Below are 26,308 nucleotides of genomic sequence, written 5' to 3' on the forward strand. Positions count from 1 at the left end.
CCTCCGGAACGCACGGGTCCGTCAATCAGCAAGGTCACGAAAATGTATCGGGCATATCGAACATCAACCTTCACAGCGGCCACGCGAGTTGGCTACCGTGCTCGACCAGGCGGCCCGTATCCCCCTGGCGATCCGCGTCACATCGGGCAGCCTGCGCCGAATTCGGGCTTTCCGCAAGGAAGTTCGGAACCGGGGACCCACCATGCACAACCGGGGTGAATCGGACCGCACCCATTCGGTCCGTAGGGCGATCTTCCGTTCCGCCCGAACCCGACAGCTAACCCGGTAGGCGGTCCACGGAAGAAGGAGATGCCGGCCTTGGCGTCGCATCGCAAGGAACGCAGCCGTACCACGACCTCACCCGCCGTCGGGCTCACGACGGCAGCCATCGCCGGCGTCACGCTGCTGTCGACGCAGAGCGCGGGCGCCGCGCCGACCGAGCCGAAGCCCTCCATCGAAGAGGTGCAGAAGAAGGTCGACGACCTGTACCGGCAGGCCGGCACCGCGACCGAGAAGTACAACAAGGCCAAGGAATCCACCGACGCGAAGCGGGCCGAGGTCGACGAGCTGCTCGACGACGCCGCGACACGTACCGAGAAGCTGAACGAGTCGCGCAGAGTCCTGGGCAACTACGCGGCCACGCAGTACCGCACGGGTGCCGTCACTCCGACCGCCGCGCTGCTCTTCGCGGACAGCCCGCAGGCGTACTTCGACCAGACGCAGCTGATGGACCGGATGACCGACCGTCAGCGCACGGTGATCGACGACTACGAGACCCAGCGGGCCGCGGACGCCAAGCAGCGCGCCGCGGCGACCGAGAAGCTCGAGTCGCTCACGCTCTCGCAGAAGGCCCTGCGCACCAGCAAGCAGGAGGTCCAGGCGAAGCTCGCCGAGGCGCGGGCACTGCTGTCGAAGCTGACGGCCGAGGAGAAGGCGCGGCTCGCCGCGCTCGAGCGCCAGAAGCAGGACGAGGCCCGCCTCAAGGCCGAGGCACAGGCCAAGGCGGAGGCGGAGGCCCGCGCCAAGGAGGCGGCGGCGGAGGCGGCGCGGCAGCAGCAGGAGGCCGCGCAGAGCCAGGACACCAGCACCGGGACGGGCACGGACACCGGCACCAGTACTGGCACCGGCACAAGCACCGGAACAACCGACAGCACCTACGCGGCCAAGGCCGACAAGGTCCTCGCCTTCGCCCGCGCCCAGATCGGCAAGCCGTACGTCTGGGGAGCGAGCGGCCCGAGTTCGTACGACTGCTCGGGGCTGACCCAGGCCGCCTGGAAGGCGGCCGGCGTGGACCTGCCGCGCACCACCTGGGACCAGGTGAACGTGGGCACGCGGGTCGCGACGAAGGATCTGCTCCCGGGTGACCTGGTCTTCTTCTACGACGACATCAGCCACGTCGGCATCTACATCGGCGACGGCATGATGATCCACGCACCGAAGCCCGGTACGAACGTCCGCGAGGAGTCGATCTACTACATGCCCATCTACGGCAGCGTGCGCCCCGCGTAGCACTGCAGCAGCCGAACGCCCGGGCCTCCGAAGCGCGCCCGGGCGTTCTCATGCCCGGCGCACCCGGCGCACCGGGTATCCCAGGCATCCGGGCAACCGGGCATCCCGCGCATCAGGTCCAGAGCGTCGCGATGAAGATGTTCGCGATCGTCAGCCCGCCCACCACGCCGAACAGCGCCTTGTCGACCTTCTCCTCGTCCCGCTTGACGTAGACGAGGCCCAGGATGACCACCAGCAGGGCCATCTTGATCCCGATCTTCAGGCTGTTCACCGGCTGGTCGTCCGCCTGGTTCAGGCCCACCAGCACCACGCCGGTGACCAGCATCGTCAGCGCGCCGTGGAGCATCGCCGGGCTGAAGCGGGCCGTCCCCGCGCCCATCGCCTTCATCTGGGTGAGGAAGCCGCCGAGCAGCGCGGCTATGCCGATGATGTGCAGGGCGACGAAAACATTGATGAGTACGTCCATGAGGCGGAGCCTAACGATCCCCATACCACCGCCCTTTGGGCAGGTGTGCCTCATTCGCCGCATCGGTCACAGCGGTAGCGGGGTCGGGCCGGTGCCATCAGGTCCGCTCTCAGAAACCGGTCCAGGGTGTCCACCTTCGGACAAAACCGGTCCTTGTGCCCCCACCCCGTGAACCCCAGGCTTAGCGTCCTTCCTCAGGTGACCGACTCCCCACCGCCGCCGAGCTCCCGGGCGGCCGTCGGCCACCACCGCCGAGAGATCCGGCGGCGGACCGCTCCCCCTGTGCGGACCGCCGCCGGACTCGGGCTCGGACCGCAGGGAAGACGGAAGGACGTGGACGCCCTCGTGGCAGCGCACCGGAAACCGAAGCAGCATCCGCTCACCGGGCCCGCGGCCCGTACCGCCGCCACCCTTGCGCTCGCAGGCGCCGCAACGACCACCGCATTCAACGGCACCGCACTTGCCGAGCCCGCTCTCACCCCCGCACAGGTCAAGGCCAAGGTCGACAAGCTCTACATGGAGGCCGAGGCCGCCACCGAGAAGTACAACGGGGCCAAGGAGCAGACCGCGAGCGCCCGCAGGTCGCTCGACGAGCTGCGCGACGAGGCCACTCGCAGGACCGAGCTGCTCAACACCTCGCGCAACGCGCTCGGTTCGATGGCCACCGCCCAGTACCGTGCGGGCGGCATCGACCCTGCGCTGCAGCTCGCGCTGTCCTCCGACCCGGACGAGTATCTGGAGCGGGCCGCGCTCGCCGAGCGGGTCGGCGCCCGTCAGGCCGACGCCATCGCCGGCGTGCACCAACAGCTCGTGGACATCGCCCGGTTGAGGGCCGAGGCCGGCCAACGGACGGACGCGCTCACGGCCCGGCAGACCGAACTGGCCAGGCACAAGGCCACCGTCCAGGAGAAGCTCTCGGCCGCCGAACGCCTGCTGGACCAGCTCACCGCGGCGCAGCGCGCCTCCTACGACAGCTCGCAGGGGACGTCCGACGGGGGCTACGGGGACGCCACGACCGAGGCCCGCGCCGACCGCTCCGCGGCTCCCCGCGGCTCCCTCCAGGCCCCCAACCCCCGTGCCGCGCAGGCCGTCGCCTTCGCCTACGGGGCGCTCGGCAAGCCGTACGTCTGGGGCGCGACCGGGCCCGACTCCTTCGACTGTTCCGGGCTCACCCAGGCCGCCTGGCGCTCCGCGGGAGTCTCGCTGCCCCGCACCACGTACACCCAGATCAACGCGGGCAGGCGTGTCTCGCTCTCCGAACTCGCCCCCGGTGACCTGGTGTTCTTCTACTCCGGCATCAGCCATGTCGGCCTCTACATCGGCGGCGGACAGATGATCCACGCACCCCGCCCCGGCGCCCCGGTCCGGGTCGCGCCGATCGACGAAATGCCTTTCGCCGGAGCCACCCGGCCCGCATAGGATCCCCGGCGTCCCGAGATCCCGAACGCGGCAGGAGCCCGACGTGGACGTCGATGTCCAGAACTACGTACGCACCCTCGCGCTCCGCTCGCCCGATCATGTGCGAGTCGGCCCCTTCACGGTGCGCTACGACCCCAACTGGGCCATCCCGCCGGTGAATTACGCCATACCGGACCATGGCGCGGAGCCGACGACCGAAGAGATCGGCGCTCTGATCGCCGTCTTCCGCGAGCGCGACCGGATGCCGCGTCTTGAGTTCCTGCCGTCCTGCGCCCCCGAGGTCGAGCCCGCGCTGCTCGCCGCGGGCTTCGCGGTCGTCAACCGCGCCCCGCTGCTGGCCTGCGCGCCCGGCTCCCTCGTCCCTCCCGCGCCGGTGGCCGGGACGGCGATCAGCGAGCCCCGCGACCCGGCCGGATTCAGGGCCGCGGCCGCCGTGCAGCATCTCGCGTACGGCGAGACGGGAGAACCGACCGAGGGCGAGATCGCCTGGCTCCGCGGGGCCCACGAGGGCGGCGGGGTCGCGGCGCTCGTCACGGACGAGGCGGACGGGACCACGGTCGCCGCCGGCGGCTGCTCCATTCCGGTCGACGGGATGAGCGAGCTGTGCGGTCTCGCGGTCGCCGCGTCGCACCGCCGTCGCGGCATCGGCGCCGCCCTCTCCGCGTATCTGACCGCCACCGCCTTCGACCGCGGCTGCAAGGTCGTCTGGCTGGAGCCGGGCGACGCGGACGTCGAGCGGATCTACGCGGGGATCGGCTACCGGCGGGTCGGCGACAAGACCGACATGGCACTGGACGTGTCGCCCCGGTAGGCCGCGGCCGTCACAGCCGGCTACTCCAGCGGTCCGGCGGCGCTGTCGGTCAGCTCCCCCTCCTGCTTCCCGTCATCGCCCCGGCCGCTTGCCTGTCCCACGGTCTCTCCCTGGCCCTTGCCATGGGGCTGGGTCATGCCCTGCAGATGCATCTGCCGCGTCAGCCACTGGAACGCGTACGGCATTTCCCTGCTCCACACCTTGGTGAGGTGCCCGCCGGTCGTCTTGCGCACCTCCACCTTCGTGGGCGCCTTGGCCGCACGCAGGAGTGCGAGACCGGGCTGGTACCCGTCCGCGCCCTCGCCCGTCGCCAGGAGCGAGACGCGCGGCGGCTTCGTGGCCGACTTCAGGATGTTCAGTACGTCGTTCTCGCGGCGCAGGTCCGGGTCCGAGCCGGTGATCGAGTCCTTCTCGGCCGCCGGGTCGTTGTAGCCCGAGAGGCTGATGGCCGCGCGGTAGCGGTCGGGGTGGGCGAAGGCCAGTTTGGCCGCGCCGTGCCCGCCCGCGGAGTAGCCCGCGACGGCCCAGCTGTCGGGGCTGAGGGAGACCCGGAAGTTGTCGGCCATCATCTTGCGTACGTCGACGGTCAGCCAGCTGTCCGCGTTGACCGTGCCCGGGATGTTCGCGTATCCGGCGTCGGAGGCACCCAGCAGCATCGTGCGGGGCGAGACGAGTATGAACGGAGCGACCTTGCCCGACTCGATCAGCGGCTGGATCTTGGACTGCGCCTTCATGGCCTTGAACCAGCTCTTGGAGGAGCCGGGGAATCCGGCGAGCAGTTCGACGACCGGGAACTTCTTGTTGCGGTAGGCGGGGTCGTCGTACTGCGGCGGCAGCCAGACGTAGACCTCGCCCTCCACACCCGAGATACCGCCCTTGAGATAGGTGCGGCGCAGTCCCTTGCCGAGCTGGGGATCGTCGACCTTGTCGAACTTCTGACGCAGCTTCGGCAGCGAGGATATCTGCCTGCCGCCGGTGCCGCTGGGGCCGAGGTCGACGGCCGTGTTCACATGGTTCGACGTGCCGAGCAGGTCGTCCCAGCTGTCGTAGAGGCCATTGGAGTTGTTGACCGCCACGAACACCACCAGGACCGCCGTCGCCTGCGCGAAGAGCACCATGAGCAGCCGGCCGGCGCCCCGCACCACCGCGGGTCCGCGCAGCCGGCTCCAGAACAGGAGCGGCAGGAGTACGGCGATCACGACCAGGACGATCGTGATCACGAAGAAGGTGTTCCCCGTCAAATTCATCACGCAAAACAAGAGGTGATCACGGCACAGTCGGTTGCCCGGCTATGTACCAGTTACCTCACAACGGAGCCTAGACGAGACGACGAGCCGTCGCCCATCGCGTCAATTCGTGACGATTTGAGAGCTGCAACTTGCGCAGCACCGCCGACACATGGGACTCCACCGTCTTCACCGAGATGAACAGCTGCTTCGCGATTTCCTTGTACGCGTACCCCCGCGCGATCAGCCGCAGCACTTCCCGTTCGCGCTGAGTGAGCCGATCGAGGTCCTCGTCCACCGGCGGCGCGTCCGTCGAGGCGAACGCGTCGAGCACGAAGCCCGCGAGCCGCGGAGAGAACACCGCGTCCCCGTCCTGCACCCGGAAGATCGAGTCGACCAGGTCCGCCCCCGTGATGGTCTTGGTGACATAGCCGCGGGCACCACCCCGGATCACCCCGATGACGTCCTCGGCCGCGTCCGAGACGGACAGCGCCAGGAACCGTACGGGGTTCTCGGTGGCCGCCATGAGGGGGGCGCAGCGCCGCAGCACCTCCACCCCGCCGCCGCCCGGCAGATGCACGTCGAGCAGGACGACCTCGGGCCGGGTCGCCGTGATCACGGTGACCGCCTGGTCCACGTCGGCGGCCTCGCCGACCACCTCGACGCCGGTGGTGTCAGTCTGGCCGATTTCCGCCTGCACGCCCGTGCGGAACATCCGGTGGTCGTCGACGAGCACGACCCGTACGCGCCGCTGTGCGGTCTCTCCCGCAGCCTCGGTCTCGGTCATTCGCCCGCCCTCTCCATCTCCAGCTCGACCTCGGTGCCCCCGCCGGGCACCGAGCGAAGCCGTGCCGTGCCGCCGTTGCGCTGCATCCGGCCGATGATCGATTCTCTTACGCCCATCCGGTCCTGGGGCACCGAATCCGGATCGAAGCCGGGCCCGCGGTCCCGTACGGAGACGAAGACCGTGCGGTCCTCGACCTCCGCGTAGACCTGCACCGCCCCGCCCTCGCCACCGTACTTGGCCGCATTGACCATCGCCTCGCGTGCGGCCTGCATCTGGGCGACCAGTTTCTCGTCCAGCGGGCAGTCGCCGACGACCACGACCTCCAGGGGGACGCCGTGCTTGTCCTCGACCTCGGCCGCCGCCTTCTTCACCGCGTCGGCGAGAGTGTCGGGTTCCTCGTCCTCGTCCTTGCCGGTGCCCTCGGGTTTGTAGAGCCAGTTCCGCAGCTCGCGCTCCTGGGCGCGGGCGAGCCTGCGGACTTCGCCCCCGTCGTCGGCGCTGCGCTGGATCAGGGTGAGGGTGTGCAGGACGGAGTCATGGACGTGCGCGGCGACTTCGGCACGTTCCTGGGCCCGGATGCGCATCGTCCGCTCCTCCGAGAGGTCCTGGGTCATCCGCACCAGCCAGGGTCCGGCGAGCAGCGCGACACCGGCGATCACGGCGATCGCCGCGGTCAGTACGTTGCCGAGCTGGGCGACCGAGCCGCGGACCACGATGAAGACGGTCAGGCCCATGCCGACCAGGGCCACGCCCGCCAGCGCCCGGCCGAGCTGCAGCAGCCTGCGGCGGCGGCCGACCTCGGTCCAGCGGGCGCGGCGCGCGTTGTCCGCCTGCCGCCACACCAGCACCACACCGGCGCCGATCAGCAGGATCGGCCAGACATAGCGGCCGGCGCTGCTGCCCATCTGCACATTGCCCGCGAAGATCGCGGCGCCGACGAGCAGCGCGACCATGGCGAAGAGCTGGCCCTTGTCGGGTTTGCGCAGCCTGCGTCTGCCGTCCGCCGTGGTCTCGAAGACGGAGCGCGGCTCGGCGGTCCTTCCCCCGACGCCCAGCGGCACGACGATCCAGAAGACCGCGTACAGCAGCACGCCGAGTCCGTCGGCCATGAACAGGCCGAGGAAGACCAGCCGTACCCAGATGACAGGCAGCCCCAGATGGCCCGCCAGGCCCCGTGCCACACCGCCGAGCATCCGGCCGTCCGCGCTGCGGTACAGCTTGCGCAGCGGCTGCTCCTCGGGCACGGGGGCGCGGGAGGGTCCGGCGGGTCGGGGCGCGGCGACTGGCATGTTCCGATCGTCACACGCGGGGACAGGCCGCGGTATCAGGGTCGTCCCTTAAACCGACCCTGATCCGCGCCCGGGGGCGGGCTGCCGATATCAGGGACCGGCCAGGGTCGGGGTGGGTGCCGCCGGGGCGCGCGGCCCGTCACCATGGACGTATGACTCAGCCGACCACTTCGCCTCAGGCGCAGCCGGATGTGCCGCCCGAAGCGCAGCAGCTGCGCCGCGCCTCCCGTCAGAAGGTCGTGGCCGGTGTCTGCGGCGGGCTCGGGCGTTACTGCGACGTGGATCCGGTGATCTTCCGGATCGTGATCGGCGTGCTCTCCGTGACCGGCGGTCTCGGCCTGATCTTCTACGGCTTCGCCTGGCTGCTGATCCCCTTGGAGGGCGAGGAGGAGAACGAGATCCGCAGGGTGCTGTCGGGCCGGGTCGAGGGCGCTTCGCTGGCGGCCGTGCTGCTCGCGCTGATCGGCTGCGGTGTGTTCCTGTCGATGCTGAGCAACGGCGGGACGCTCGCCTTCGCCGCGATGCTCTCGATCGCGGTCGCGGGCTCGGCCGTGTGGTCGCAGCGCCGCCGTGTCACCGCGCCCGGCGGGGCGCCGCTGGATGCGGCGACGGCGCACGCGGTGGCAGAGGCCCCGCCGGAGACCAAGGCGCCGCCCGCTCCCGACAGCCCCTCCTGGTGGCGGGATCCGATCGTCAAGGACGGCACGACGGGCCCGGTGCCTTCCGGCTATCTGTGGGGTCCGGAGGATGCCGTCGCGGAGGCGGCACCGGCCGGTGCACCGCCCCCGCGGCGCACGTCCTCGGCTCCCCCGCAGTCGCGCGGCCCGCGCGGAATCGGTGGCACCGTCTTCCTGTTCGCCCTGCTCGCGGCCGGTCTCGGCACCGGTCTCAGCTGGGACAGCAATCCGCTGGGCACAAGCCTTCAGATCGGACTGGTCTGCGCGCTGGCGGTGTTCGGGCTCGGCCTGCTGGTCAGCTCGCTGCTGGGCCGTACCGGCTTCGGCACGATCATGATGACGATGATCACGGCGGTACTGCTGGCGGGCGCGGCCGCCCTGCCCAGGGACATCAGCACCCAGTGGGTGCGTACGGGCTGGAAGCCCGCCACCGTCGCGGCCGTGCAGGAGCACTACGAACTGGGTTCGGGCGTCGCGACGCTCGATCTGTCGTCCCTCGCCGTGCCCGCGGGCCGGACGGTGTCGACGAGTGCCGAGGTCGGGGCCGGCCGGCTCAAGGTCGTGGTGCCGAAGAACGCACCGGTGAAGGTGCGGGCCGAGGCGGGCATCGGCGACATCCGTCTCCCCGACGACGCCCCGAACGACATCGACGTCTCGGCCGGCAAGGAACGGCAGCAGACGCTGCCCGCCCCCGCGGGGGCGAAGCCGTCGGGCACGGTGGAGCTGAACCTCGAAGTGGGCATCGGACAGGTGGAGGTGACCCGTGCCTCGTCGTGAACTCCGGCATGGTTTCCGGCCGGGCAAGCTGGTCGCGGGTCTCGCCGTGCTGGCCGCAGCGCTGCTGTACGCGGGCGATGCGGCCGGCGCGTGGCAGACGCCCTGGTTCGTGGTCTTCCCGGTCGTCTTCGGCGGTCTGTTCCTGGCCGGGGCGGTGACCTGGATTCACTACGGAATCCGGCGCCGCCGCTCGGCCAGAAGGGCATCGAGGGAGAACACCGCGGCGCCGCCGAGCACCAGCGGCAGCCAGGCCATGAGATAGGCGAGATCGTTGCCGTAGTAGTACGGCTCGGTCTGCCAGCTCACGGTCAGCCACAGGCTCAGCGAGATGAGCGCACCGCCGAGCGCGGCGAGCCGGGCCAGCAGCCCGACCAGGGTGCCGATGCCGACGGCCAGCTCACCGAAGGCGATCGCGTAGCCGAAGCCCTCGGGGCTCTTGAGCGCAAGATCGACCAGGGCGGGCACGGCGGCGGTGTCGCGCACGCTGCGCATCAGTTCTCCGATGGAGCCGCTGCCGCTGGCCGCCATGAACTGGCTGTCGGTGAGTTTGTCGATGCCCGCGTAGATGAAGGTCACGCCGAGAAAGATCCGCAGCGGCACAAGGGCGTAGCGGCTCGCCTTCTCCCTCCAGCCGCCGCGCCCGCCGTCGACCGGTCCGTAGCCGGCCGTCGTCCGATATGTGTGTGTCATGAGTGGTCCCGCCTTCGGTTGACCCGTCAACTGACCATACGTACGACGAAGCGGGGCCGCTCACCAGCCGCGCGGCTCACTCTGTGACAGACGAGTGTGGTGGGTCAGGCCTTCAAATCCCTCAGTCCTTCACCTGGATCGGACAGCGGTTGCTCTCCACGCCCGCCGCCGTCACCACCTGGACGTCCACCTGCCCGGGCTCGACCTCGGCCGGGACCTGCACCGTGAGCACCGTGTCCGCCGGGTTGGCGAAGCCGCCCGGGACCGGGATCAGCGGGACATGGACATGCACCTCGCCGATACGGACGACCATCCGGGCCAGCCGGTCGGGCGCTCCCGCACCCGGCGGCACGAAGCCCGCGCCGCGGATCTCGATGTCGTCGCCCGTACGGATGGGGGCATCCAGATCCCCCGCCTCACGGGCCCGTACGACCGAAAGGACGACCGGCGGGCCGCCCTCCGCGTACTTCCCGGCGAAGTACGTCGCCGCCGAGACCGCGACCAGGAGCGCGAGCCCCCACGGCAGATCGGGCAGCTGCTCGGGCCGCCGCGCCAGCCGTACCAGCGCGAAGATCACGGCAACGGCGCTGACCAGCGCGTACTGCACATCCGCGAAGCTGCCGCGCCCGCCGTCGTCGCAGAGCAGATCCCCGAGGCGCGGGCGGTCGGCCCGGATCTTCTGCAGCCGCCGGTTCCTGACGCGCACGGCCACCACACTGCGTACGACAACGGCGATCCCACACACCAGGGCGAGAACGGACAGCACGCCCGCGCCCCGGGCCAGGTCGAGCCCTTCGATCAGCGCGTCCCGGTCGGCGGCCGAGGAGGCCCCGGCCAACTGGACAGCGAGCACCAGGACCGCGAAGACGACGAGCAGCACCCAGGCGGTGGCGACGGCGCGGGAGGTGGAGAGGCGGTTGTCCTCGCCGATCAGCGGCGCGAGGAGACCGCCACGCGAACGGTGCAGCCGCGCGGCCGCGGTCAGCAGCCCGCCGACTACGACCGCGGCGATCAGCCCTGCCGTCCGGGCACCGGTCCAGCCCGCGCCGATCGCGGTGGCCGCCTGACCCAGCACCAGCGCCCCGACGCTCACCCAGACGATCAGCAGCGTCCGGCACCACACCAGCTGGAGCCAGGCCTCGCCCTCTTCGCGGCTGCGGTCGGCGACCGTGCGGGCCGACTGGTACAGCTCGTCCGACACCCACTGTCGTGAGGCGCTCGGCGAGTGCGAGAGCGCGACCGGCAGTCCCTGTCCGGCGGCGAGCTCGTCCCTCTTGGCGATGAAGGCCGCCACGGCACGCCGATGCTCTTCGCGCGCGCCGTGCGTGCATTCGTCGCACTGTCCCGCTTCCTGCACCGCCACGACCGACGCCGCCCTTTCCGCGTACCGACTGAACTTCCGTGCAATTCCTGGGAATTGTGCCGTACGGAAGGGGTCCACACTCCGGCGCCAAAGGCCAGAGCGGGTGAATGTGCCGTGCCGAGATTGACTTCGGCCACCGCGTGGCCGGTTGTGGGGCTATTGAAGCAGCCCCGGCTCCTCCTGGCTGATCTGCCGCCACAGCGGCTGGTAGTTGATCCACGCGACCAGATCACTGCCGAGCTGATCGCGCGTGGCCACCGCGTCCCGGTGCTCGATCAGCACGGGCTTGCCCGCCGCCCGGGCCGCGAGCTGGACCTGCGCGCAGCGCTCCATCGAGATGAACCACCAGGCTGCCGCGTCGACCGAGTCGCCGACGGTCAGCAGCCCGTGGTTGCGCAGGACGACGGCCTTGTACGCACCGAGGGCGCCCGCGATCCGCCGGCCCTCCTCCTCGTCCACGATCACTCCGGTGTACGAGTCGACCAGCGCGTGGTCCTCGTAGAAGCCGCAGGCCTCCTGCGTGATCGGCTCGATCAGCTCACCGAGGGCGGACAGCGCCCGGCCGTGCACGGAGTGGGTGTGCGCGACGGCGACGACATCCGGCCGGGCGCGGTGCACCTGCGCATGCACGGCGAACGCGGCCTGGTTGACGTGGTGACGCCCGACGACGACCTGGCCCCCGTCGTTCACCAGGATCAGCTCCCCGGCCGTGACCTGCGCGAACGGCACACCGAAGGGATTGACCCAGAAACAGTCGGTGAACTCCGGGTCGCGTGCGGTGATATGGCCGGACACCCCCTCCTCGTAACCGAACCGCCCGAAAAGCCGCAGTGCCCCGGCGAGCCGCTCCTTGCGGTAGCCCCGCTCGTCCACCACGGACTCGTGCACGGGCGGCATGGCGAAGCGCAGCTGCTCGACGGGGATGGGAGGGGGCGTCTCAGTCATGGCTGGAAGCTACCTCCGGGTACCCGAAGTGACCAGAGACTTCGCACGCCTTGTACGAGAATGCGCTCATGACCGACACGACATCTCCGCTGGTCCCGCTGCTCGGCCTCGAACCGCACGTCGAGGGCGGCTGGTTCAGGGAAACCTGGAGGACGGCCGGCTCGACGACCCCGCCCGGCTACCCCGGCCCGCGCGCGTACGCCACCGGGATCTACTTCCTGCTGCACCCCGGCGAGAGCTCGCGCTGGCACCGCGTACGCTCCGACGAACTCTGGCTCTGGCACCGCGGCGGCCCGCTCCGCCTCCGCTTCGGCGGCACGGACGAGAAGCCGTCCGAGACGCAGAGCCTGACCCTGGGCCCCGCGGTGGAGGCGGGCGAACAGCCCCAGCTGCTGATCCCGGCCGGGACCTGGCAGGCGGCGGAGCCCGAGGGCGACGAGCCGGTCCTGGTGACCTGCATCGTCGCCCCGGGTTTCCACTACGAGGACTTCGAGCTGGAGCAGTCCTAGGGACCTAGGAAGTGGTTACTCCCACTCGATGGTGCCCGGCGGCTTGCTCGTCACATCGAGGACGACGCGGTTCACGTCCGCGACCTCGTTGGTGATCCGCGTCGAGATCTTCGCCAGGACGTCGTACGGCATGCGCGTCCAGTCCGCCGTCATGGCGTCCTCGGACGACACCGGCCGGAGCACGATCGGGTGGCCGTAGGTGCGGCCGTCACCCTGCACGCCGACGCTGCGCACGTCCGCGAGCAGCACGACCGGGCACTGCCAGATGTCACGGTCCAGGCCGGCCGCGGTCAGCTCCTCGCGGGCGATCGCGTCCGCCTCGCGCAGCAGGTCCAGACGGTCCTTGGTGACCTCGCCGACGATACGGATACCGAGACCCGGGCCCGGGAAGGGCTGGCGCTGAACGATCTCGTCGGGCAGGCCGAGCTCCTGGCCGACCATCCGGACCTCGTCCTTGAACAGCTTGCGCAGCGGCTCGACGAGCTCGAACTCGAGGTCCTCGGGAAGGCCGCCGACGTTGTGGTGCGACTTGATGTTGGCGGTGCCGGTGCCGCCGCCGGACTCGACGACGTCCGGGTAGAGCGTGCCCTGCACGAGGAACGCGACGTCCTCGCCGTGCTCGGCCTCGGCGATGATCTCGGCCTGGGCCTGCTCGAAGACCCGGATGAACTCGCGGCCGATGATCTTCCGCTTCTCCTCGGGGTCGGAGACCCCGGCCAGCGCGCCGAGGAACCGCTCCTGCGCGTCGACGACCTTCAGCTGGACGCCGGTTGCCGCGACGAAGTCCTTCTCGACCTGCTCGGTCTCGCCCTTGCGCATCAGACCGTGGTCGACGTAGACGCACGTGAGCTGGGAGCCGATGGCCTTCTGCACGAGCGCTGCGGCAACAGCGGAGTCGACTCCACCGGAGAGACCGCAGATGGCCCGCTTGCCGCCGACCTGCTGCCGGATGGCCTCGACCTGCTCGTCGATGACATTGCCGGTGGTCCACGTCGGCTCGATGCCGGCGCCGCGGTAGAGGAAGTGCTCAAGAACCTGCTGGCCGTACGTCGAGTGCATCACCTCGGGGTGGTGCTGGACTCCGTACAGCTTCTTCTCGTCGTTCTCGAAGGCCGCGACCGGCACGACGTCGGTGGACGCGGTGACGGTGAAGCCCTCGGGCGCGGCGGAGCAGGCGTCGCCGTGGGACATCCACACGGACTGCTCGGCCGGGGTGCCCTCGAAGAGGGTCGAGCCGGTCTTGGAGACATGCAGCGGCGTACGGCCGTACTCACGCGCACCGGTGTTGTCGACGGTCCCGCCGAGCGTCGTCGCCATCAGCTGGAAGCCGTAGCACATGCCGAAGACGGGGACCCCGGCCTCGAAGAGCGCGCGGTCGAGACGAGGAGCGCCTTCCGCATAGACGGAGGACGGGCCGCCGGAGAGGATGATCGCCTTGGGGTTCTTGGCCAGCATCTCGGCCACGGGCATCGTCGAGGGGACGATCTCGCTGTAGACCCGGGCCTCGCGGACGCGGCGGGCGATGAGCTGGGCGTACTGCGCGCCGAAGTCGACAACGAGGACTACGTCCGGGTTGGAGGGGTCTGGCGCGGCAGCGGGGGACGCTGAGGACACTGGCGGCCTTCCGGCGGTGGGAGGGGGTCGGTTTTGTCGATTCTACCGGCGCGCCGGAGCCGTTTTTCGTCTCACCATCCGAACCGGGTTTTCGCCGCGGACGGCGGGCGGTCCATACTTCCCCCATGCACAAGCAGCTGACCTTCGTCTTTACCTATGGCACCGGCCCGTCCGGCTGCCATGGTCGTGCTGCTTGAGCCACTGACAAGCAACTTCCCAGGCGCCCCGGGCCGACAAGGCCCGGGGCGTTCTGTCATTTCCGGGCCGTGCCGATCCGGGGCCTCGCACAAAGGAGCCCCACCATGACCGTCACCGAGCAGACCGTGACCGAGCAGACCGGCGCCCGCACCGAAGAGGCCGCGGATCTCATCACCGGCGCCCGCGAGCGCATCGACGCACTCGACGACCGGATCATCGGCCTCGTACAGGAACGGATGGCGGTCTCGGCCGTCATCCAGGAGGCCCGGATCTCCTCCGGCGGCCGCCGCGTGAATCTCTCGCGGGAAATGGAGGTTCTCAGCCATTTCCGCGACGCGCTCGGAAAGCCCGGAACGGCACTCGCGATGACGCTCCTGGAGCTGTGCCGGGGGCGCATCTGAGGCCGCGCCGACGCGTGCGGAGCCGCAGCTGAGTTCGGGCCCAGCCTCACCCGTACGGAGCGTGACCGCGCCCGGCGGGGCTTCGTTGGTACCGATGTCCGCGCCAGCCAGGGGCGGGCTTCGCAGGAAACCACGCGTGGCTTCGCTGGGGCGTGTGACGTACCGCGGGTACGTCGTGGGACCTCGCCCCGGCGTGCGTGACCGGTCGGCAGGGGACAGCAGCCCGGTCACCCCAAGGGCGGTCGGCTCCGGGGACGCCCGGGGCCGACCGCATCCGGTCCAAACGGTTGCGCACGCCGCGGCCCGTCCAGCACGATGCAAGAGAAGCGCGTCCCCCTCTGCGCGAAACAACTGCCAAAGGTCGATACCACCCGCGCGCCCTCTGCGCGCCGGGGCGGCGACCTTCCCCACGCGGCGCTACCCCCCGGTGCCGCGCCTCGGCACCGGCGCTGCCCTGACGTCGGTGCTGACCCCCAAGGGCCCTGCGGTGGTGCATCCGCGGGGCCCTTGGCCGTTTCCGCACGCTCAAATGGCATGTGACGGGGGGCACATAAAGTTTCTGTCAGTCCGAGGGCAACCTTTTCGGCCACTGGCCGGTCAAGCATGCGAAACAACGGCCTCACCTATGTACCCCCACCTCGGTAGGCCCATCAGACTCCGTGCCGTGTCACAGCGGTACGCCCGGACTTCACTGAGGTCTTAATGATGCTTCGCCGCGCTATGGCCGTCGCTGCAGCGACCGCTGTCATAGCACCCGCCGCGTTCCTGTCGGCTCCGGCCGCGTTCGCGGACCCGTCGCCGACGCCGACCGAGACGGCGAGCAGCTCCCCGTCCGAGACGGCCAGCGCCTCCCCTTCGGAGACGGTCAGCAGCACCCCCTCGGCCACGGCGACCACGCCGGCCGCGGACCAGAGCAGCACCCCGGCAGCCGCTCCGAGCACGTCGTCCAGCTCGTCGGCCGCGACGCCGAGTGCCACGGCGAGCGAGCCGGGCGAGGACGACGACTTCGAGTGCGAAGAGGGCTCCATCCAGGTCTCCCTCGGTGGCTTCCCGAACAAGATCGTCGCGGGCAGCGGCTGGAAGAACTTCACGTACAACGTGAAGAACACGGGCAAGAACGACATCGAGAGCCTGCTCGTCTACACCGTCGCCACGTACGCGGACGGTCTCGAGAACCCCGACGACAAGCTCGTCAGGAAGTACGCGCACTTCGAGTACAAGGACCCCGAGTCCGGCAAGTGGGTCAATGACCTCGCCGGCTCCGGTTTCAACAACGGCATCTTCTTCGGCGAGTTCCCGCTCGACGCCGGGCAGAAGGTCACGATCGACCTCCGCGTCAAGATCGACAAGGCCGCCCCCGCGGGCGATGGCCTCGCGATCGCCGCCGGCACCTATGACAACGGCGCCGACGACGACTCGTTCAAGTGCTACGACAACGGCGACGTCTACCCGTTCGCGATCGTCAAGGCCGGTAGCAACCCCGGTGACGTCGACGACTCGAAGCCGAACGGGCAGAAGCCGGAAGGCGACGTCAAGCCGCAGGGTGGGGCCAAGGAGCTCCCCGTCACCGGCAACCTCGCGTCGACCGGTTCCAGCTCCATGCTGCCGACCGTCGGGATCGCCGGTGGCATCGCCGTCGTCGCCGGTGCCGGTGTCGTCTTCGCGATGAAGCGCCGCCGCAGCGGTGACGCCACCGCGTAACACCCGGCCCCAGAGCCAGAAGGCCGCTGCACTCGGAGGGGGGTGCAGCGGCCTTCGTATGTCCGAAAGGGTCAGGACTTCTTCGGCGGGACCGCCGGCATTCCCAGGAACGGCAGCCTCAGCGCGCCGAACGCCGAATCCGGCACAGCCGGTGACTTCGGAGCCACCGCCGGGAGGCGTTCGTACGCCGCGCCCTGCTGCGGGCGGGTGTCCTCCTCGCCGTAGTTGGGCCAGAGCGACATCGCCCGCTCCGCCTGTGCCGTGATCGTCAGCGACGGGTTCACGCCCAGGTTCGCCGAGACCGCCGCGCCGTCCACGACCGAGATGCCCGGGTGGCCCCACAGCCGGTGGTACGGGTCGATGACGCCCTCCTCGCCGGAGGCGCCGATCGGGCAGCCGCCCAGGAAGTGGGCCGTCAGCGGGGTGCCCATCAGTTCGCCGATGTTGGAGCCCGGGTAGCCGTTGATCTCCTCGGCGAGGAGCGACGCGGCGCGGGTGGCTTCCGGGATCTGGTTGGGGTTGGGGGCGCCGTGGCCCTGGCGGGCGGTGAGCAGGCCCTTGCCGATGCCTTTCGGCTTGCGGTACGTCGTCAGGGAGTTGTCCAGCGACTGCATGACCAGACCGATGATGGCCCGCTCCGACCAGCGGCGGCTGGAGAGCGAACGGACCGCGAGCCAGGGGTGCCTGGCCATGTTGCCGAACCATGCCGCGACCCGGGAGTGGGCGCTGTAGGGGACCTGGAGGATCGTGAGGCTGCCCATCGCGTTCGAGCCCCTGCCGTAGCGCACCGGCTCGATGTGCGTGTTCTCGTCGGGGTGGATCGAGGACGTGATGGCGACGCCCCGGGTGAAGTCGACCTTCTCCGCTCCGTGCTTCTTGCGGTAGCGGCGGTTGTCGGTCAGTGCGCCGACCAGCGCCTCGGAGTTGGTACGGGTCAGCTCGCCCAGACGCGGCGAGATCCGCGGCAGCAGGCCGCCGTCCTTCATCCGGTGCAGGAGGGTCTGGGTGCCGTACGTGCCTGCGGCGATGACGACCCGGCGCGCCGTGAACGTACGCCCCTTGCCCTTGCGCTTGTTGTCGCTGGGCAGGGTGCTGACCGCGAAGCCGCCGCGCGAGTCCTCGGTGACGGTGACGACCGAGGTCATCGGGTGGACGACGGCGCCCGCCTTTTCCGCCAGGTAGAGATAGTTCTCGTTGAGGGTGTTCTTCGCGCCGTGGCGACAGCCCGTCATGCATTCCCCGCACTCGGTGCACGCCTTGCGGGAGGGACCCACTCCGCCGAAGTACGGGTCGTCGACCTCCTGTCCCGGTTTGGCCGTCGTCGTGCCGTCGGCGTCCTCGCCGTCGCCGAAGTAGACGCCGACCGGGGCCATGTGGAAGCTGTCGCCGACGCCCATCGCCTGGGCGGTTGCCTTGAGATGGACGTCCGAGGGGGTCATCGTCGGGTTGAGCCGCACGCCCAGCATCCGCTTGGCCTGGTCGTAGTACGGAGCGAGCTCCTCCTGCCAGTTCGTGATGTCCTTCCACTGCGGGTCCTCGAAGAAGGCCGCGGGCGGGACGTAGAGGGTGTTGGCGTAGTTGAGCGAACCGCCGCCCACCCCCGCGCCCGCCAGCACCATCACATTGCCGAGCAGATGGATGCGCTGGATGCCGAAGAGGCCGAGCGCCGGGGCCCACAGATAGTTGCGCAGGTCCCAGGAGTTCTTGGGCAGCGTCTCGCGGGTGAAGCGGCGGCCCGCCTCCAGGACGCCGACCCGGTAGCCCTTCTCGGTCAGCCGCAGCGCGGAGACAGAGCCACCGAAGCCCGAGCCGACGACGATGACGTCGTAGTCGTACTCGGATTCGTCCTGATTCCCGGCAGGATTTGGGGTAGGGGGTAGCTCGGGCATGGCTCTCCTTGGTGCGAAAGGGGCTGTATCAGCGCAGGCGCAGGGCCTTCATCGCCTTCAGGCTGCGGCTCATGAGCGCGGCGTACTTCTCGTCGTCCATGCCGAAGGACGGCCCCAGCGGCATCAGTCTCTGCTGGGCGACGGTCTGCGCCTCGGTGTACTTGAGGATGCCCTCCGAGCCGTGCCGCCGGCTGAGACCGGAGTCCTTCATGCCGCCCATCGGGGACTGCACGCTGCCGTACGCGGGGGCGTAGCCCTCATTGATGTTGACGGTGCCGGTGCGCAGCTTCGCGGCGACGGCGTGGCCGCGCTTGCCGTCCTTGGTCCAGACGCTCGAATTCAGGCCGTACGGAGTGCCGTTGGCCTGCTTGACGACCTCGTCCTCGTCCTTGAAGCGGTAGATGGAGACGACAGGGCCGAAGGTCTCCTCGGTGCACACGGCCATCGGCGACTCGACGCCGTCCAGGATGGTCGGCTCGTAGAACAGCGGGCCGATGTCGGGGCGCGCGACGCCGCCCGCGACGAGTGTGGCGCCCTTGGCGACGGCCTCCTCGACATGGCGGGTGACGGTCTCCAGCTGGCGCTCGCCGACCAGGGAGCCCATGTCGGCTCCGTACGCGAGGGAGTTGCCGAGGCGCATGGCCTTCGTACGGGCGGCGAACCGCTCCAGGAAAGCGTCGGCGATCGACTCGTGGACGTACAGCCGCTCGATGGAGATGCACAGCTGGCCCGCGGAGGAGAAGCAGGCACGGATCGCTCCGGCCGCGGCCTTCTCGATGTCGGCGTCGTGCAGCACCAGCATGGCGTTCTTGCCGCCGAGTTCGAGGGAGACGCCGATCAGGCGGGCGGCCGCACCCTGGGCGACCTCGCGGCCGGTGCGGGTGGAGCCGGTGAAGGAGACGTAGTCCGCGTGCTTGACGACCTCGGGGCCGACGACCGGGCCCTCGCCGATGACGATCTGGAAGACCTCGGAGGGCAGTCCGGCCTCGATGAGCAGATCGCGGGCCCACAGCGCGGTGAGCGCGGTCTCGGTGTCGGGCTTCATCACGACGGCGTTGCCGGAGACGAACGCGGGGAGCGCGTCACCGACGGAGAGCTCGAAGGGGTAGTTCCAGGGCGCGATCTGGCCGACGACGCCGCGCGGCTGACGCAGTTCGGTGGTCTTGGTGAGGACGGGGACCACGCCCGTGTGCCGCTTGGGCTTGAGATAGGCGGGCGCCCTGCGGCCGTAGTGACGGGCGGCGACGGCGACGGCCTGGACCTCTTCGTGCGCGTGGAGGCGGGCCTTGCCGGTCTCCAGCTGTATGAGGTCGAGGACCTCGGCCTGGCGCTCGAGTACGAGGTCGTGGAAGCGGAGCAGGACGGCGGCGCGGGCGCGGGCCGGAGTCGCGGCCCACGCGGGCTGGGCGGCGCGGGCGCGCTCGAAGGCCTCGGCGACGTCGTCGGGGGTGGACTCGGGCAGGTCCGCCAGCTTCTCCCCGGTGAAGGGGGTGTGGTTCGCGGTTGTGCCGGAGCCGATCACGCCACGGGTGAGCTGGGCGACCACCTCGGGAGTGACCACGTCGGCGGCGGTGCGCGCACCGGCCGGGGCGGCGGCTGTCGGATTGGTGCCGGGGGCGGCGGCGGGAGCCTGCGAGTCCGTCATGGGGGTGAGAGTAAGCCGCATCCGGAACTTTGGGTACCCGTCGGTAACGGCTTTTCACCAGGCCCTCACCATCACGCCAGCGATCACTGGCAGATAAGCCCTGATCAGGGGCTTGTCCCGGGTATTCCGGGCTTCAGCAGCTCTTGTACCGGCCCTTGAAGATCCTCGATCTTCAGGTGCTCGACCACCTGGTCGAAGAGCCGGGCGGTCCGCAGCAGCGTGGCCCGCCTGACGTCAGCCCGCCGGCGTGAAGGAGTCCAAGGCGGTGTCGAAGTGCCGCCGCGCCTCGTCCGCCCTGCCGACCGGGGCCGAGACCCACACGTCGTACATCATGCCGTTCTCGTCCCAGCAGATGTCGAACGTGTGCCGGTCTCCCTCGGCCTCGGAGAAGCCGTTCCAGGTGAACTCCCAGAGCGCGGCGGTCAGGCCGTTGTGCGTGGTCGCGGTGACCTTGCCGTCGCGGTAGCCGGGGTTGGTGTTCGGACCGTCCGCGTCCGAGCGGCGCATCGATCCGACCGGCCCTTCGGCGGCCGGGCTCTGCACCCGGATGCCGATCCTGATGTCCTGGTCCGGCGCCATGTAGTAGACGCGCTTGTCGTCCTGGGAGCGGGTGAAGCCCTCGGGGACGACGAGGGCGAAGCCTCCTGGGTCGGAGACCGCGAGATACCCCTCGGGCGCGACGGGCTTCTTGGCCGGGGGCGGTGCGGGCGACGTGGTCACGGTCACCGTGGGGTTCGGTCTGGCCTTCGCGGCGGGTGACTGCTCCGTACGCACCGGAGGCGCACTGTTCTCGGCCGTAGGGCCCGGAGCCGCATCTGCGCTGCTCCCTCCGTCGCCATTGAGCAGGACCGCTGCCGCCCCTCCCGCTCCGGCCAGCGCGGCGACGAGCGCCGCCGCGACCAGCAGCGGCGCACGCCGACGTCCGGCACGCTCGGTCCCGGGGGCCGCGGGGGCCACGGGCTGCCGCGGCGCAGGCGCATGCGGCGTCGGCACGCTGTCCCGGCGGGTGTCGGGGCGGGTGTCCCGTCGGGTGTCGGTGTCGCGTCCGGCAGGCATCGGCACGGCCCCCGTCGTGACGTACGTACGCAGCAGCTCCTCCGCCTCCGTCGCGCCGATCCGGCGCTCAAGGTCCCGATCGAGAAGCCCCAGCACGACCGGCAACAGCGGCGCAGCCTGGGCGGGCGGGCGGATCTCGTCCTCGACGACGGCATGCAGGATGCCGCCCAACGAGTCACGGCGGAAGGGCGATTCACCACTCAGCACCGCGCAGAGCAGTACACCCAGCGACCACAGATCCGACTCGGGCCCGGCCGTCTGCCCCTGCATCCGCTCCGGCGCGGTGTACTCGGGCGATCCGACGAACGACCCCGAGTCTGTGATCGTCGTGGACCCGGCAAGCTGCGCGATCCCGAAGTCGGTGAGGACGACCCGCCCGGTGGACTCCTCGATGAGAACGTTGGCGGGCTTCAGGTCGCGGTGCAGCACTCCCAGTTCGTGCGCGGCCCGCAGTGCGGCCAGCAGGGCGAGCCCGATCCGCGCCGCCTCGGCCACATCGACCGGTCCGTCGCGGCTGATCCGCTCGGCGAGCGAGCCGCCGTCGACCAGTTCCATGACGATGTACGGGAGTCCGTCGTCGACGACCACGTCATGGACGACGATCACATGCGGATGCTTGACCCTGGCAACGGCGCGGGCCTCACGCAGCGGCGCGGCCGTGGACGTGTACGGGGACGCCGAACGGCCGCCCCTCGCATCCTCCGGATGGAGCTCCTTGACGGCGACGCGGCGGCCGAGCAGCTCGTCGTCCGCACGCCACACGGTGCCCATGCCTCCGCGCCCCAGCCGGTCCACAAGCCGGTAGCGGCCCGCGATCAGCCGCGTTTCCTCGGACACGCAACTCCCCCTCGATCAGCCTGCGTCCATCATGCCGGAGGCCGCCAGCCCCGGAGCATGATGTCGAACTGCTGACGTGTCGTAGCCCAGTCGTCCGCCGGGCCCGACATGTAGAGCGCGTACTCCGCGCCGTCCTCCTCGATGTATATCTGATCGATGGCACGGCGCGGACCGGGGAAAGTCTTCTTCTCGTGCCAGGTGAACTCCCAGCAGGCGGAGTTCACCTGGTCACGGTAGGTGTTCTGGCCGAGCTTCAGCCGCTTGTACTGGGGAAGCCGTTTCGCCAGACCCCTCTCCATGTCCAGCAAGTGCGTATACGGATTCTCGAATTCGGGCGAATCGTTACTGCTGATCCGGATGCGGTGCTTGCCGTTGTCGGGCGTGTAGTCGACCTGGTCGCCGTCCGTCTGGCGCGTCCAGCCGTCCGGTACGAGCAGGCTGAAGCCTTCCGGATCGTTCTCGCGGTGCCAGCCGGCCGGCACGGCCGAGGAAGGGCCCGGCTTGGCCGAGGAAGGGCCGGGCTTGGTGGTCGTCTGGTCGCCCGCACGCGCTCTGCCATCGTTGTCGCCGCCCGCGTACTCCATGGCGGCAAGTCCCGCGCCGACACCGACAACCGCAGCGAGCACCACGACGATCGCGGCCCTGCGCAGCCTGCCGCCGCGGCGCAGGGGCGGCGCGGCCTGGGCAGTCGTGCCTGTTCCGGAACCGGAGCCGGTGCCCGGACCCGGACTCGGAACAGGCTCCGGAGCGGGGGGCGTCGGCGACGGAAGGTTCGTGGTCACGGGCCGGGTGTGCCGCTCGGTCGTCCGCTGGGCGGGCACCTGCGGCGTACGCGGGGCCGCCCGGCGCTCTCCCATCGCTTCCGCCAGCATCTGCTCGGCCTCGGCGGCCGACGGGCGTTCAGCGGGATCCTTGCGCAGCAGCGCCATGATGACGGGCCCCAGGGGACCCGCCCATTCGGGATGACGCGGCTCCTCGCCCACCACGGCCTGCATGCTGGCGAGCGGCGACGAGCGCCGGAAGGGCGACTCGCCCTCCACCGCCGTGTACAGCGTCGCGCCGAGCGACCAGAGGTCGGAGGCGGGTCCGGGATCCGCGCCACGTACCCGCTCCGGGGCCAAGTAGTCGATGGACCCCACGATTTCCCCGGTCCGGGTGATCGTCGAGTCGCCCTCGATCGCGGCGATCCCGAAGTCGGTGATCAGCACCCTGCCGTCGCGGTTGAGCAGGACGTTGGCGGGCTTGACGTCCCGGTGGAGCACTCCGGCGGCGTGCGCGGCGCCCAGCGCGCGCAGCACGTGCAGCCCGATGCGGGCGGCCTCGGCGGCCGGGATGCGTCCGGACTCCTTGGCCGCATCGGCGAGCGAGGGCCCGTCGACGTACTGCATCACGATCCAGGGACGGGCGTCGTGTTCGAGAACGTCGTGGACGGTGACCACACCGGGGTGGCTGATCCGGGCAGCGGCCCGGGCCTCCTTCTGGGTGCGGGCGTGCAGAACGATGCGGTCCGCCTCGGAGACATACCGCCCGGCGGTCAGCTCCTTGACCGCCACGACCCGGTGCAGCACCTCGTCGTGCGCGCGCCACACCTTGCCCATGCCGCCGCTGCCGATGGTCTCGCTCAGCCGGTAGCGTCCGGCGAGCAGCAGACCCGCGCCCGTGCTTTGACTGTGTTCCACGTCCCCCGCCCAGTTTCCTTGGGATGACAGGTTACGGAAGTGAAGTACGGGCGCGGAACCCCGGATGCCTCAAGTGACCAGGCCGTGATGCTAGCGGGTGGTCCGATAGGCCTTTGTGGCCTCCTGGTAGATCTCGGTCACCTTGTCGCGCTGGTCCTCCGGTCCAATCACCTGGACGACGTGGTAGCCGCCGCCGATGACGAGGGCGAGATTGCGTACGTACACCTCACGGCCGTTGCTGTCCTGCCAGGTGAACTGCCCTTCGGCCATGACCTGTTGCCCGACCTCGATACGGCGCAGCCCGGACGCCCCGGCCCAGGACGAGTCACGCCACGGCTGGAGTTCACGCTCCTTGTCACGCTGATAGGTCAGCGGATCGTCGCCGTTCGCTTTCACGGTGTCACGGCCGGGGACGACGATCAGAGTGAAATTTCCGTCGGTGTAGCGGACTTGGCCGACATCATTGATCGGGCGGCGCTGCCAGGATTTGTCGACGGCTATCTGGAAACCTTCCGGATCCTTGCGCAACGCGTAGCCGTACGGGAGGTTCCCGGCGGGTGCGGAGGTCTGGGGCTGCTGGGCACCGGGGCTGGTCGCGGGAGTCGACGGCCGGTTGCCGGGAGTGGCGGGGTCCGGGCTCGCACTGGCCGCCGGCGGACGCCCGCCGTTCGTGCCCTGGGAACGGTCCTGCTGCGAGTCCGCCTTCGGCATGAACACCACGGCATACGCGATCGCCGCGACCAGCAGGAGCAGTATCAGCAGCAGGAGGATGCGGCCGAGGGAACGCGGGCCGCGCCGCTCACGTCTGGACTTCTTGTGGCGATGGCGGCCGTGCACCACTTCGGCCGAGCCGCGGCGTCTGCGCACCAACTCGCCCCGGCGGCGTACGACAGGCAGCCGGGAGCCGTCGACCGCGGCCGACGGGACCGGCACGACGTCCATCCCCGCCTCGGGCTCGGGCGCGGACCGTACGAGCGAACGCAGCCAGCCGCGCAGCTCCTCGAAGTCCGGGCGCTCCGTGGGGTCCTGCCGCAGCAGCGACTCGACGACGGGGCGCAGCGGGCCGCACTCCTCGGCGAAGGCGGGCGGCTCGGAGCAGACGAGCTGGACCAGCTCGACTGCGCTCTCCTCGGGATACGGGGCGTGGCCCTGGACGGCCCGGTAGAGTAGGGCGCCCAGCGCCCAGAGGTCGGTGGCGGGGCCGACGGGGGCGGCCAACTGCCAGTTCTCATGGACGGGTCCGGCCTGCTCGGGGGCCCATCGCTCGGTGACCGCGCCGACGACCGCGATACGCGCCTGCCGGGCGCGCTCGGCGGCCAGGGGTGTGGCGGGGCCGCGGTAGGCGGGTGTGCTGCCGCCCGCGACTATCTCGTCCCAGCGCCCGGTGGGCGCCTGGACCTCGGCGACGACGGGCCTGCGCTGGACGTCGGCACGCTGGGCGTCGGCGCGCAGCGCGTCCTGGGCGGTCCCGCCATGACGGGTGGGGGCGGGCACGTTGTCGGTACGGGGGCCGGGAAGCGCGGGGCGGGTGCCGTACGGGTCGTTGTGGCCGCGTGCCGCGGGACCGCCCGTGCTGTGGCTGCCCGGGCTGCCGCCTGCCGGGAGGGGGCGCGGGCCGTCCTGGGCCGGGAAGGCGCCGTCGTGCCAGGTACCGGCCAGCCTGACGCGGCCGGGGGTGCCGGACCAGCCGCCGTCGTCTTCCTCGTCGTCGATGTCGTCGTCGGTCTCGTCGTCCATGCCGAGATCCGGGCCCGGCTCGCCCGGACGCCGGGCCCACCAGTCCGGGTCGAAGCCCGCCTGGACCGGACGGTCGCCATCGCGCTCGTCCTCGCCGGCGCGCGCCGCGGCCCGTGCACCCGCGCGGTACGCCGCGATCGCACCCGCCCTCGCGGCCCGGGCGTCCACCGCGCCGGTTCCGGGCCCCGGCAGGGCGACCCGGGCGCCGGGCGAAGCCCCGTACGGCCCGTCGTCCTCGCCGTCGCTGTTGTCCTCAACCTCGTCCGCGTACCCGTCCGCGTCCTCCGGATCGGCGTACGTCTCCGCCTCCAGGAACGCCGGTTCCCCCGACGGCACGGGCGCCTCTGGCAGCCCCGAAACCCCTGCCAACTCGTCCGGAGGACCCGGCACCGGGGCATACCCGCACAACGCTTCCTCCGCCGCTCCCGACGCCAGTCCGGTCAGGACCACGCGCCCGTCGTCGCAGACGAGGACCGTTCGGGAAGTGATGTTGCGATGGGTCCAGCCGTGCGCGTGCAACACCCGCAGGGCGGTCAGTACGTCGGAGGCGACCTCGGCCGCCCGGTAGGGGCTGAGCGGCTTCTCCGCCAGAAGCGCCGCGAGCGGCCGCGCGGCGACCCGTTCGCTCACTATCCAGAGCGAACCGCCCTCCGCGAAGACGTCGAAGACCTGGTCCAGGCGCGGATGGTCGGGAATCTGCGCGGCAGCCTGCGCGGCCTCGATGGCCCGCCGCACCGCCGGGTCCGTGGGCCGCCGTGTCGTACGCCCCTGGGCTCTGCGTGGCACCGCCGCCCCGGCCAGGCCGTCCGTCTCGACGACCTCGGCGTCCACGACCTCCGGCAACGGCACCTGCCGCACCAGGACTTCCTGCCCGCTGTATGTGTCGAACGCGCGGGTCTCCACCAGTTCGTACTCGTCGGAGGGCGGCAACGGCAGGCGGTAGCGGTCGGCGAGCACCCTTCCCGCATAGTCGTCCACGTCGCCTCCCCACGCGCGCGCATGTCCCCCGGACGGCCCCCAGGGTCGTACCAAACCGTCAATTCCGGTCGTTTGACGGCTACTTACGACCCCTTGCGGCTGCGT

Annotated in this window: 20 protein-coding genes and 1 riboswitch; of the genes, 7 read left to right on the plus strand and 13 right to left on the minus strand. The window is 70.5% G+C overall.

All coding sequences use genetic code 11. The features are described 5' to 3' along the window. Window positions 1-144: 144 nt before the first annotated feature. Window positions 145-307: riboswitch (cyclic di-AMP (ydaO/yuaA leader) on the plus strand. A gap of 2 nt (window positions 308-309) precedes the next feature. Continuing rightward, window positions 310-1,509 carry an NlpC/P60 family protein gene (locus tag OHA61_RS14485; RefSeq protein WP_406303398.1) on the plus strand — a complete coding sequence of 400 codons (1,200 nt, stop codon included), beginning with the start codon at window positions 310-312 and terminating at the stop codon, window positions 1,507-1,509. 112 nt (window positions 1,510-1,621) lie between these two features. Here the strand turns inward: OHA61_RS14485 and OHA61_RS14490 are convergent, their stop codons facing one another. Beyond that, window positions 1,622-1,975 carry a hypothetical protein gene (locus OHA61_RS14490; protein ID WP_406303399.1) on the minus strand — a complete coding sequence of 118 codons (354 nt, stop codon included), beginning with the start codon at window positions 1,973-1,975 and terminating at the stop codon, window positions 1,622-1,624. A 345-nt stretch (window positions 1,976-2,320) separates the two neighbouring features. Here OHA61_RS14490 and OHA61_RS14495 point away from each other — a divergent pair, with 345 nt between their 5' ends. Further along, window positions 2,321-3,394, plus strand: a complete 1,074-nt coding sequence (locus OHA61_RS14495) for an NlpC/P60 family protein (RefSeq protein WP_406307363.1) — start codon at window positions 2,321-2,323, stop codon at window positions 3,392-3,394. A 43-nt stretch (window positions 3,395-3,437) separates the two neighbouring features. Beyond that, complete coding sequence (locus OHA61_RS14500) at window positions 3,438-4,205, plus strand: GNAT family N-acetyltransferase (RefSeq protein ID WP_406303400.1); 768 nt, start codon at window positions 3,438-3,440, stop codon at window positions 4,203-4,205. Window positions 4,206-4,225: 20 nt separating this feature from the next. On the opposite strand, the gene OHA61_RS14505 is transcribed toward OHA61_RS14500, so the two are convergent. The 3 genes from OHA61_RS14505 to OHA61_RS14515 form a co-directional block, all read right to left on the minus strand. After that, a complete protein-coding gene (locus OHA61_RS14505) occupies window positions 4,226-5,452 on the minus strand; it encodes an alpha/beta hydrolase (protein ID WP_406303401.1) in 1,227 nt (408 codons plus the stop codon). 70 nt (window positions 5,453-5,522) lie between these two features. After that, the gene (locus OHA61_RS14510; RefSeq protein WP_406303402.1) at window positions 5,523-6,218 is read right to left on the minus strand and encodes a LuxR C-terminal-related transcriptional regulator; all 696 of its coding nucleotides are present in this window, start codon (window positions 6,216-6,218) and stop codon (window positions 5,523-5,525) included. After that, window positions 6,215-7,507 (minus strand): PspC domain-containing protein, encoded by a 1,293-nt coding sequence (locus OHA61_RS14515; protein WP_406303403.1) that lies wholly within the window; start codon window positions 7,505-7,507, stop codon window positions 6,215-6,217. Before OHA61_RS14515 ends, OHA61_RS14510 begins: the two co-directional genes overlap by 4 nt. 152 nt (window positions 7,508-7,659) lie before the next feature. On the opposite strand from OHA61_RS14515, the gene OHA61_RS14520 reads away from it, so the two are divergent. After that, entirely contained in the window at window positions 7,660-8,961 is a 1,302-nt protein-coding gene (locus OHA61_RS14520) for a PspC domain-containing protein (protein WP_406303404.1), read from the plus strand. A 168-nt stretch (window positions 8,962-9,129) separates the two neighbouring features. Here the strand turns inward: OHA61_RS14520 and OHA61_RS14525 are convergent, their stop codons facing one another. The 3 genes from OHA61_RS14525 to OHA61_RS14535 form a co-directional block, all read right to left on the minus strand. Continuing rightward, window positions 9,130-9,651, minus strand: a complete 522-nt coding sequence (locus OHA61_RS14525) for a DoxX family protein (protein WP_406303405.1) — start codon at window positions 9,649-9,651, stop codon at window positions 9,130-9,132. Window positions 9,652-9,772: 121 nt separating this feature from the next. Beyond that, window positions 9,773-11,014 (minus strand): hypothetical protein, encoded by a 1,242-nt coding sequence (locus OHA61_RS14530; protein WP_406303406.1) that lies wholly within the window; start codon window positions 11,012-11,014, stop codon window positions 9,773-9,775. Between the two features lie 156 nt (window positions 11,015-11,170). Further along, a complete protein-coding gene (locus OHA61_RS14535; protein ID WP_406303407.1) occupies window positions 11,171-11,959 on the minus strand; it encodes a class II aldolase/adducin family protein in 789 nt (262 codons plus the stop codon). A gap of 68 nt (window positions 11,960-12,027) precedes the next feature. On the opposite strand from OHA61_RS14535, the gene OHA61_RS14540 reads away from it, so the two are divergent. After that, window positions 12,028-12,468, plus strand: a complete 441-nt coding sequence (locus OHA61_RS14540; protein WP_324986518.1) for a cupin domain-containing protein — start codon at window positions 12,028-12,030, stop codon at window positions 12,466-12,468. A gap of 15 nt (window positions 12,469-12,483) precedes the next feature. On the opposite strand, the gene guaA is transcribed toward OHA61_RS14540, so the two are convergent. After that, complete coding sequence (gene guaA / locus OHA61_RS14545) at window positions 12,484-14,082, minus strand: glutamine-hydrolyzing GMP synthase (protein WP_324986520.1); 1,599 nt, start codon at window positions 14,080-14,082, stop codon at window positions 12,484-12,486. Window positions 14,083-14,384: 302 nt separating this feature from the next. Here guaA and OHA61_RS14550 point away from each other — a divergent pair, with 302 nt between their 5' ends. Beyond that, window positions 14,385-14,681 (plus strand): chorismate mutase, encoded by a 297-nt coding sequence (locus tag OHA61_RS14550; RefSeq protein WP_266486679.1) that lies wholly within the window; start codon window positions 14,385-14,387, stop codon window positions 14,679-14,681. 720 nt (window positions 14,682-15,401) lie between these two features. Further along, window positions 15,402-16,382, plus strand: a complete 981-nt coding sequence (locus OHA61_RS14555; RefSeq protein WP_406303408.1) for an LPXTG cell wall anchor domain-containing protein — start codon at window positions 15,402-15,404, stop codon at window positions 16,380-16,382. Window positions 16,383-16,453: 71 nt separating this feature from the next. Here OHA61_RS14555 and OHA61_RS14560 read toward each other — a convergent pair whose 3' ends face one another. The 5 genes from OHA61_RS14560 to OHA61_RS14580 all read right to left on the minus strand — a co-directional run bounded on the left by OHA61_RS14560 (window position 16,454) and on the right by OHA61_RS14580 (window position 26,203). After that, window positions 16,454-18,271 carry a GMC oxidoreductase gene (locus OHA61_RS14560; protein ID WP_406303409.1) on the minus strand — a complete coding sequence of 606 codons (1,818 nt, stop codon included), beginning with the start codon at window positions 18,269-18,271 and terminating at the stop codon, window positions 16,454-16,456. A 28-nt stretch (window positions 18,272-18,299) separates the two neighbouring features. After that, complete coding sequence (locus tag OHA61_RS14565; RefSeq protein ID WP_406303410.1) at window positions 18,300-19,916, minus strand: succinic semialdehyde dehydrogenase; 1,617 nt, start codon at window positions 19,914-19,916, stop codon at window positions 18,300-18,302. Window positions 19,917-20,150: 234 nt separating this feature from the next. Then, complete coding sequence (locus OHA61_RS14570) at window positions 20,151-21,809, minus strand: protein kinase domain-containing protein (RefSeq protein WP_406303411.1); 1,659 nt, start codon at window positions 21,807-21,809, stop codon at window positions 20,151-20,153. A gap of 29 nt (window positions 21,810-21,838) precedes the next feature. Further along, window positions 21,839-23,488 (minus strand): serine/threonine-protein kinase, encoded by a 1,650-nt coding sequence (locus OHA61_RS14575; RefSeq protein WP_406303412.1) that lies wholly within the window; start codon window positions 23,486-23,488, stop codon window positions 21,839-21,841. A gap of 90 nt (window positions 23,489-23,578) precedes the next feature. After that, a complete protein-coding gene (locus tag OHA61_RS14580) occupies window positions 23,579-26,203 on the minus strand; it encodes a protein kinase (RefSeq protein WP_406303413.1) in 2,625 nt (874 codons plus the stop codon). Window positions 26,204-26,308 lie beyond the last annotated feature (105 nt).

This window comes from Streptomyces sp. NBC_00885 (assembly GCF_045207475.1).
In the GTDB taxonomy this organism is placed as follows: Bacteria; Actinomycetota; Actinomycetes; order Streptomycetales; family Streptomycetaceae; genus Streptomyces.

Coding starts and splice junctions, on each gene's coding strand:
- OHA61_RS14485 (WP_406303398.1), top strand. CDS start 310: ATGCCGGCCTTGGCGTCGCATCGCAAGGAACGCAGCCGTACCACGACC.
- OHA61_RS14490 (WP_406303399.1), bottom strand. CDS start 1,975: ATGGACGTACTCATCAATGTTTTCGTCGCCCTGCACATCATCGGCATA.
- OHA61_RS14505 (WP_406303401.1), bottom strand. CDS start 5,452: ATGAATTTGACGGGGAACACCTTCTTCGTGATCACGATCGTCCTGGTC.
- OHA61_RS14510 (WP_406303402.1), bottom strand. CDS start 6,218: ATGACCGAGACCGAGGCTGCGGGAGAGACCGCACAGCGGCGCGTACGG.
- OHA61_RS14515 (WP_406303403.1), bottom strand. CDS start 7,507: ATGCCAGTCGCCGCGCCCCGACCCGCCGGACCCTCCCGCGCCCCCGTG.
- OHA61_RS14520 (WP_406303404.1), top strand. CDS start 7,660: ATGACTCAGCCGACCACTTCGCCTCAGGCGCAGCCGGATGTGCCGCCC.
- OHA61_RS14525 (WP_406303405.1), bottom strand. CDS start 9,651: ATGACACACACATATCGGACGACGGCCGGCTACGGACCGGTCGACGGC.
- OHA61_RS14535 (WP_406303407.1), bottom strand. CDS start 11,959: ATGACTGAGACGCCCCCTCCCATCCCCGTCGAGCAGCTGCGCTTCGCC.
- OHA61_RS14540 (WP_324986518.1), top strand. CDS start 12,028: ATGACCGACACGACATCTCCGCTGGTCCCGCTGCTCGGCCTCGAACCG.
- OHA61_RS14550 (WP_266486679.1), top strand. CDS start 14,385: ATGACCGTCACCGAGCAGACCGTGACCGAGCAGACCGGCGCCCGCACC.
- OHA61_RS14555 (WP_406303408.1), top strand. CDS start 15,402: ATGGCCGTCGCTGCAGCGACCGCTGTCATAGCACCCGCCGCGTTCCTG.
- OHA61_RS14560 (WP_406303409.1), bottom strand. CDS start 18,271: ATGCCCGAGCTACCCCCTACCCCAAATCCTGCCGGGAATCAGGACGAA.
- OHA61_RS14565 (WP_406303410.1), bottom strand. CDS start 19,916: ATGACGGACTCGCAGGCTCCCGCCGCCGCCCCCGGCACCAATCCGACA.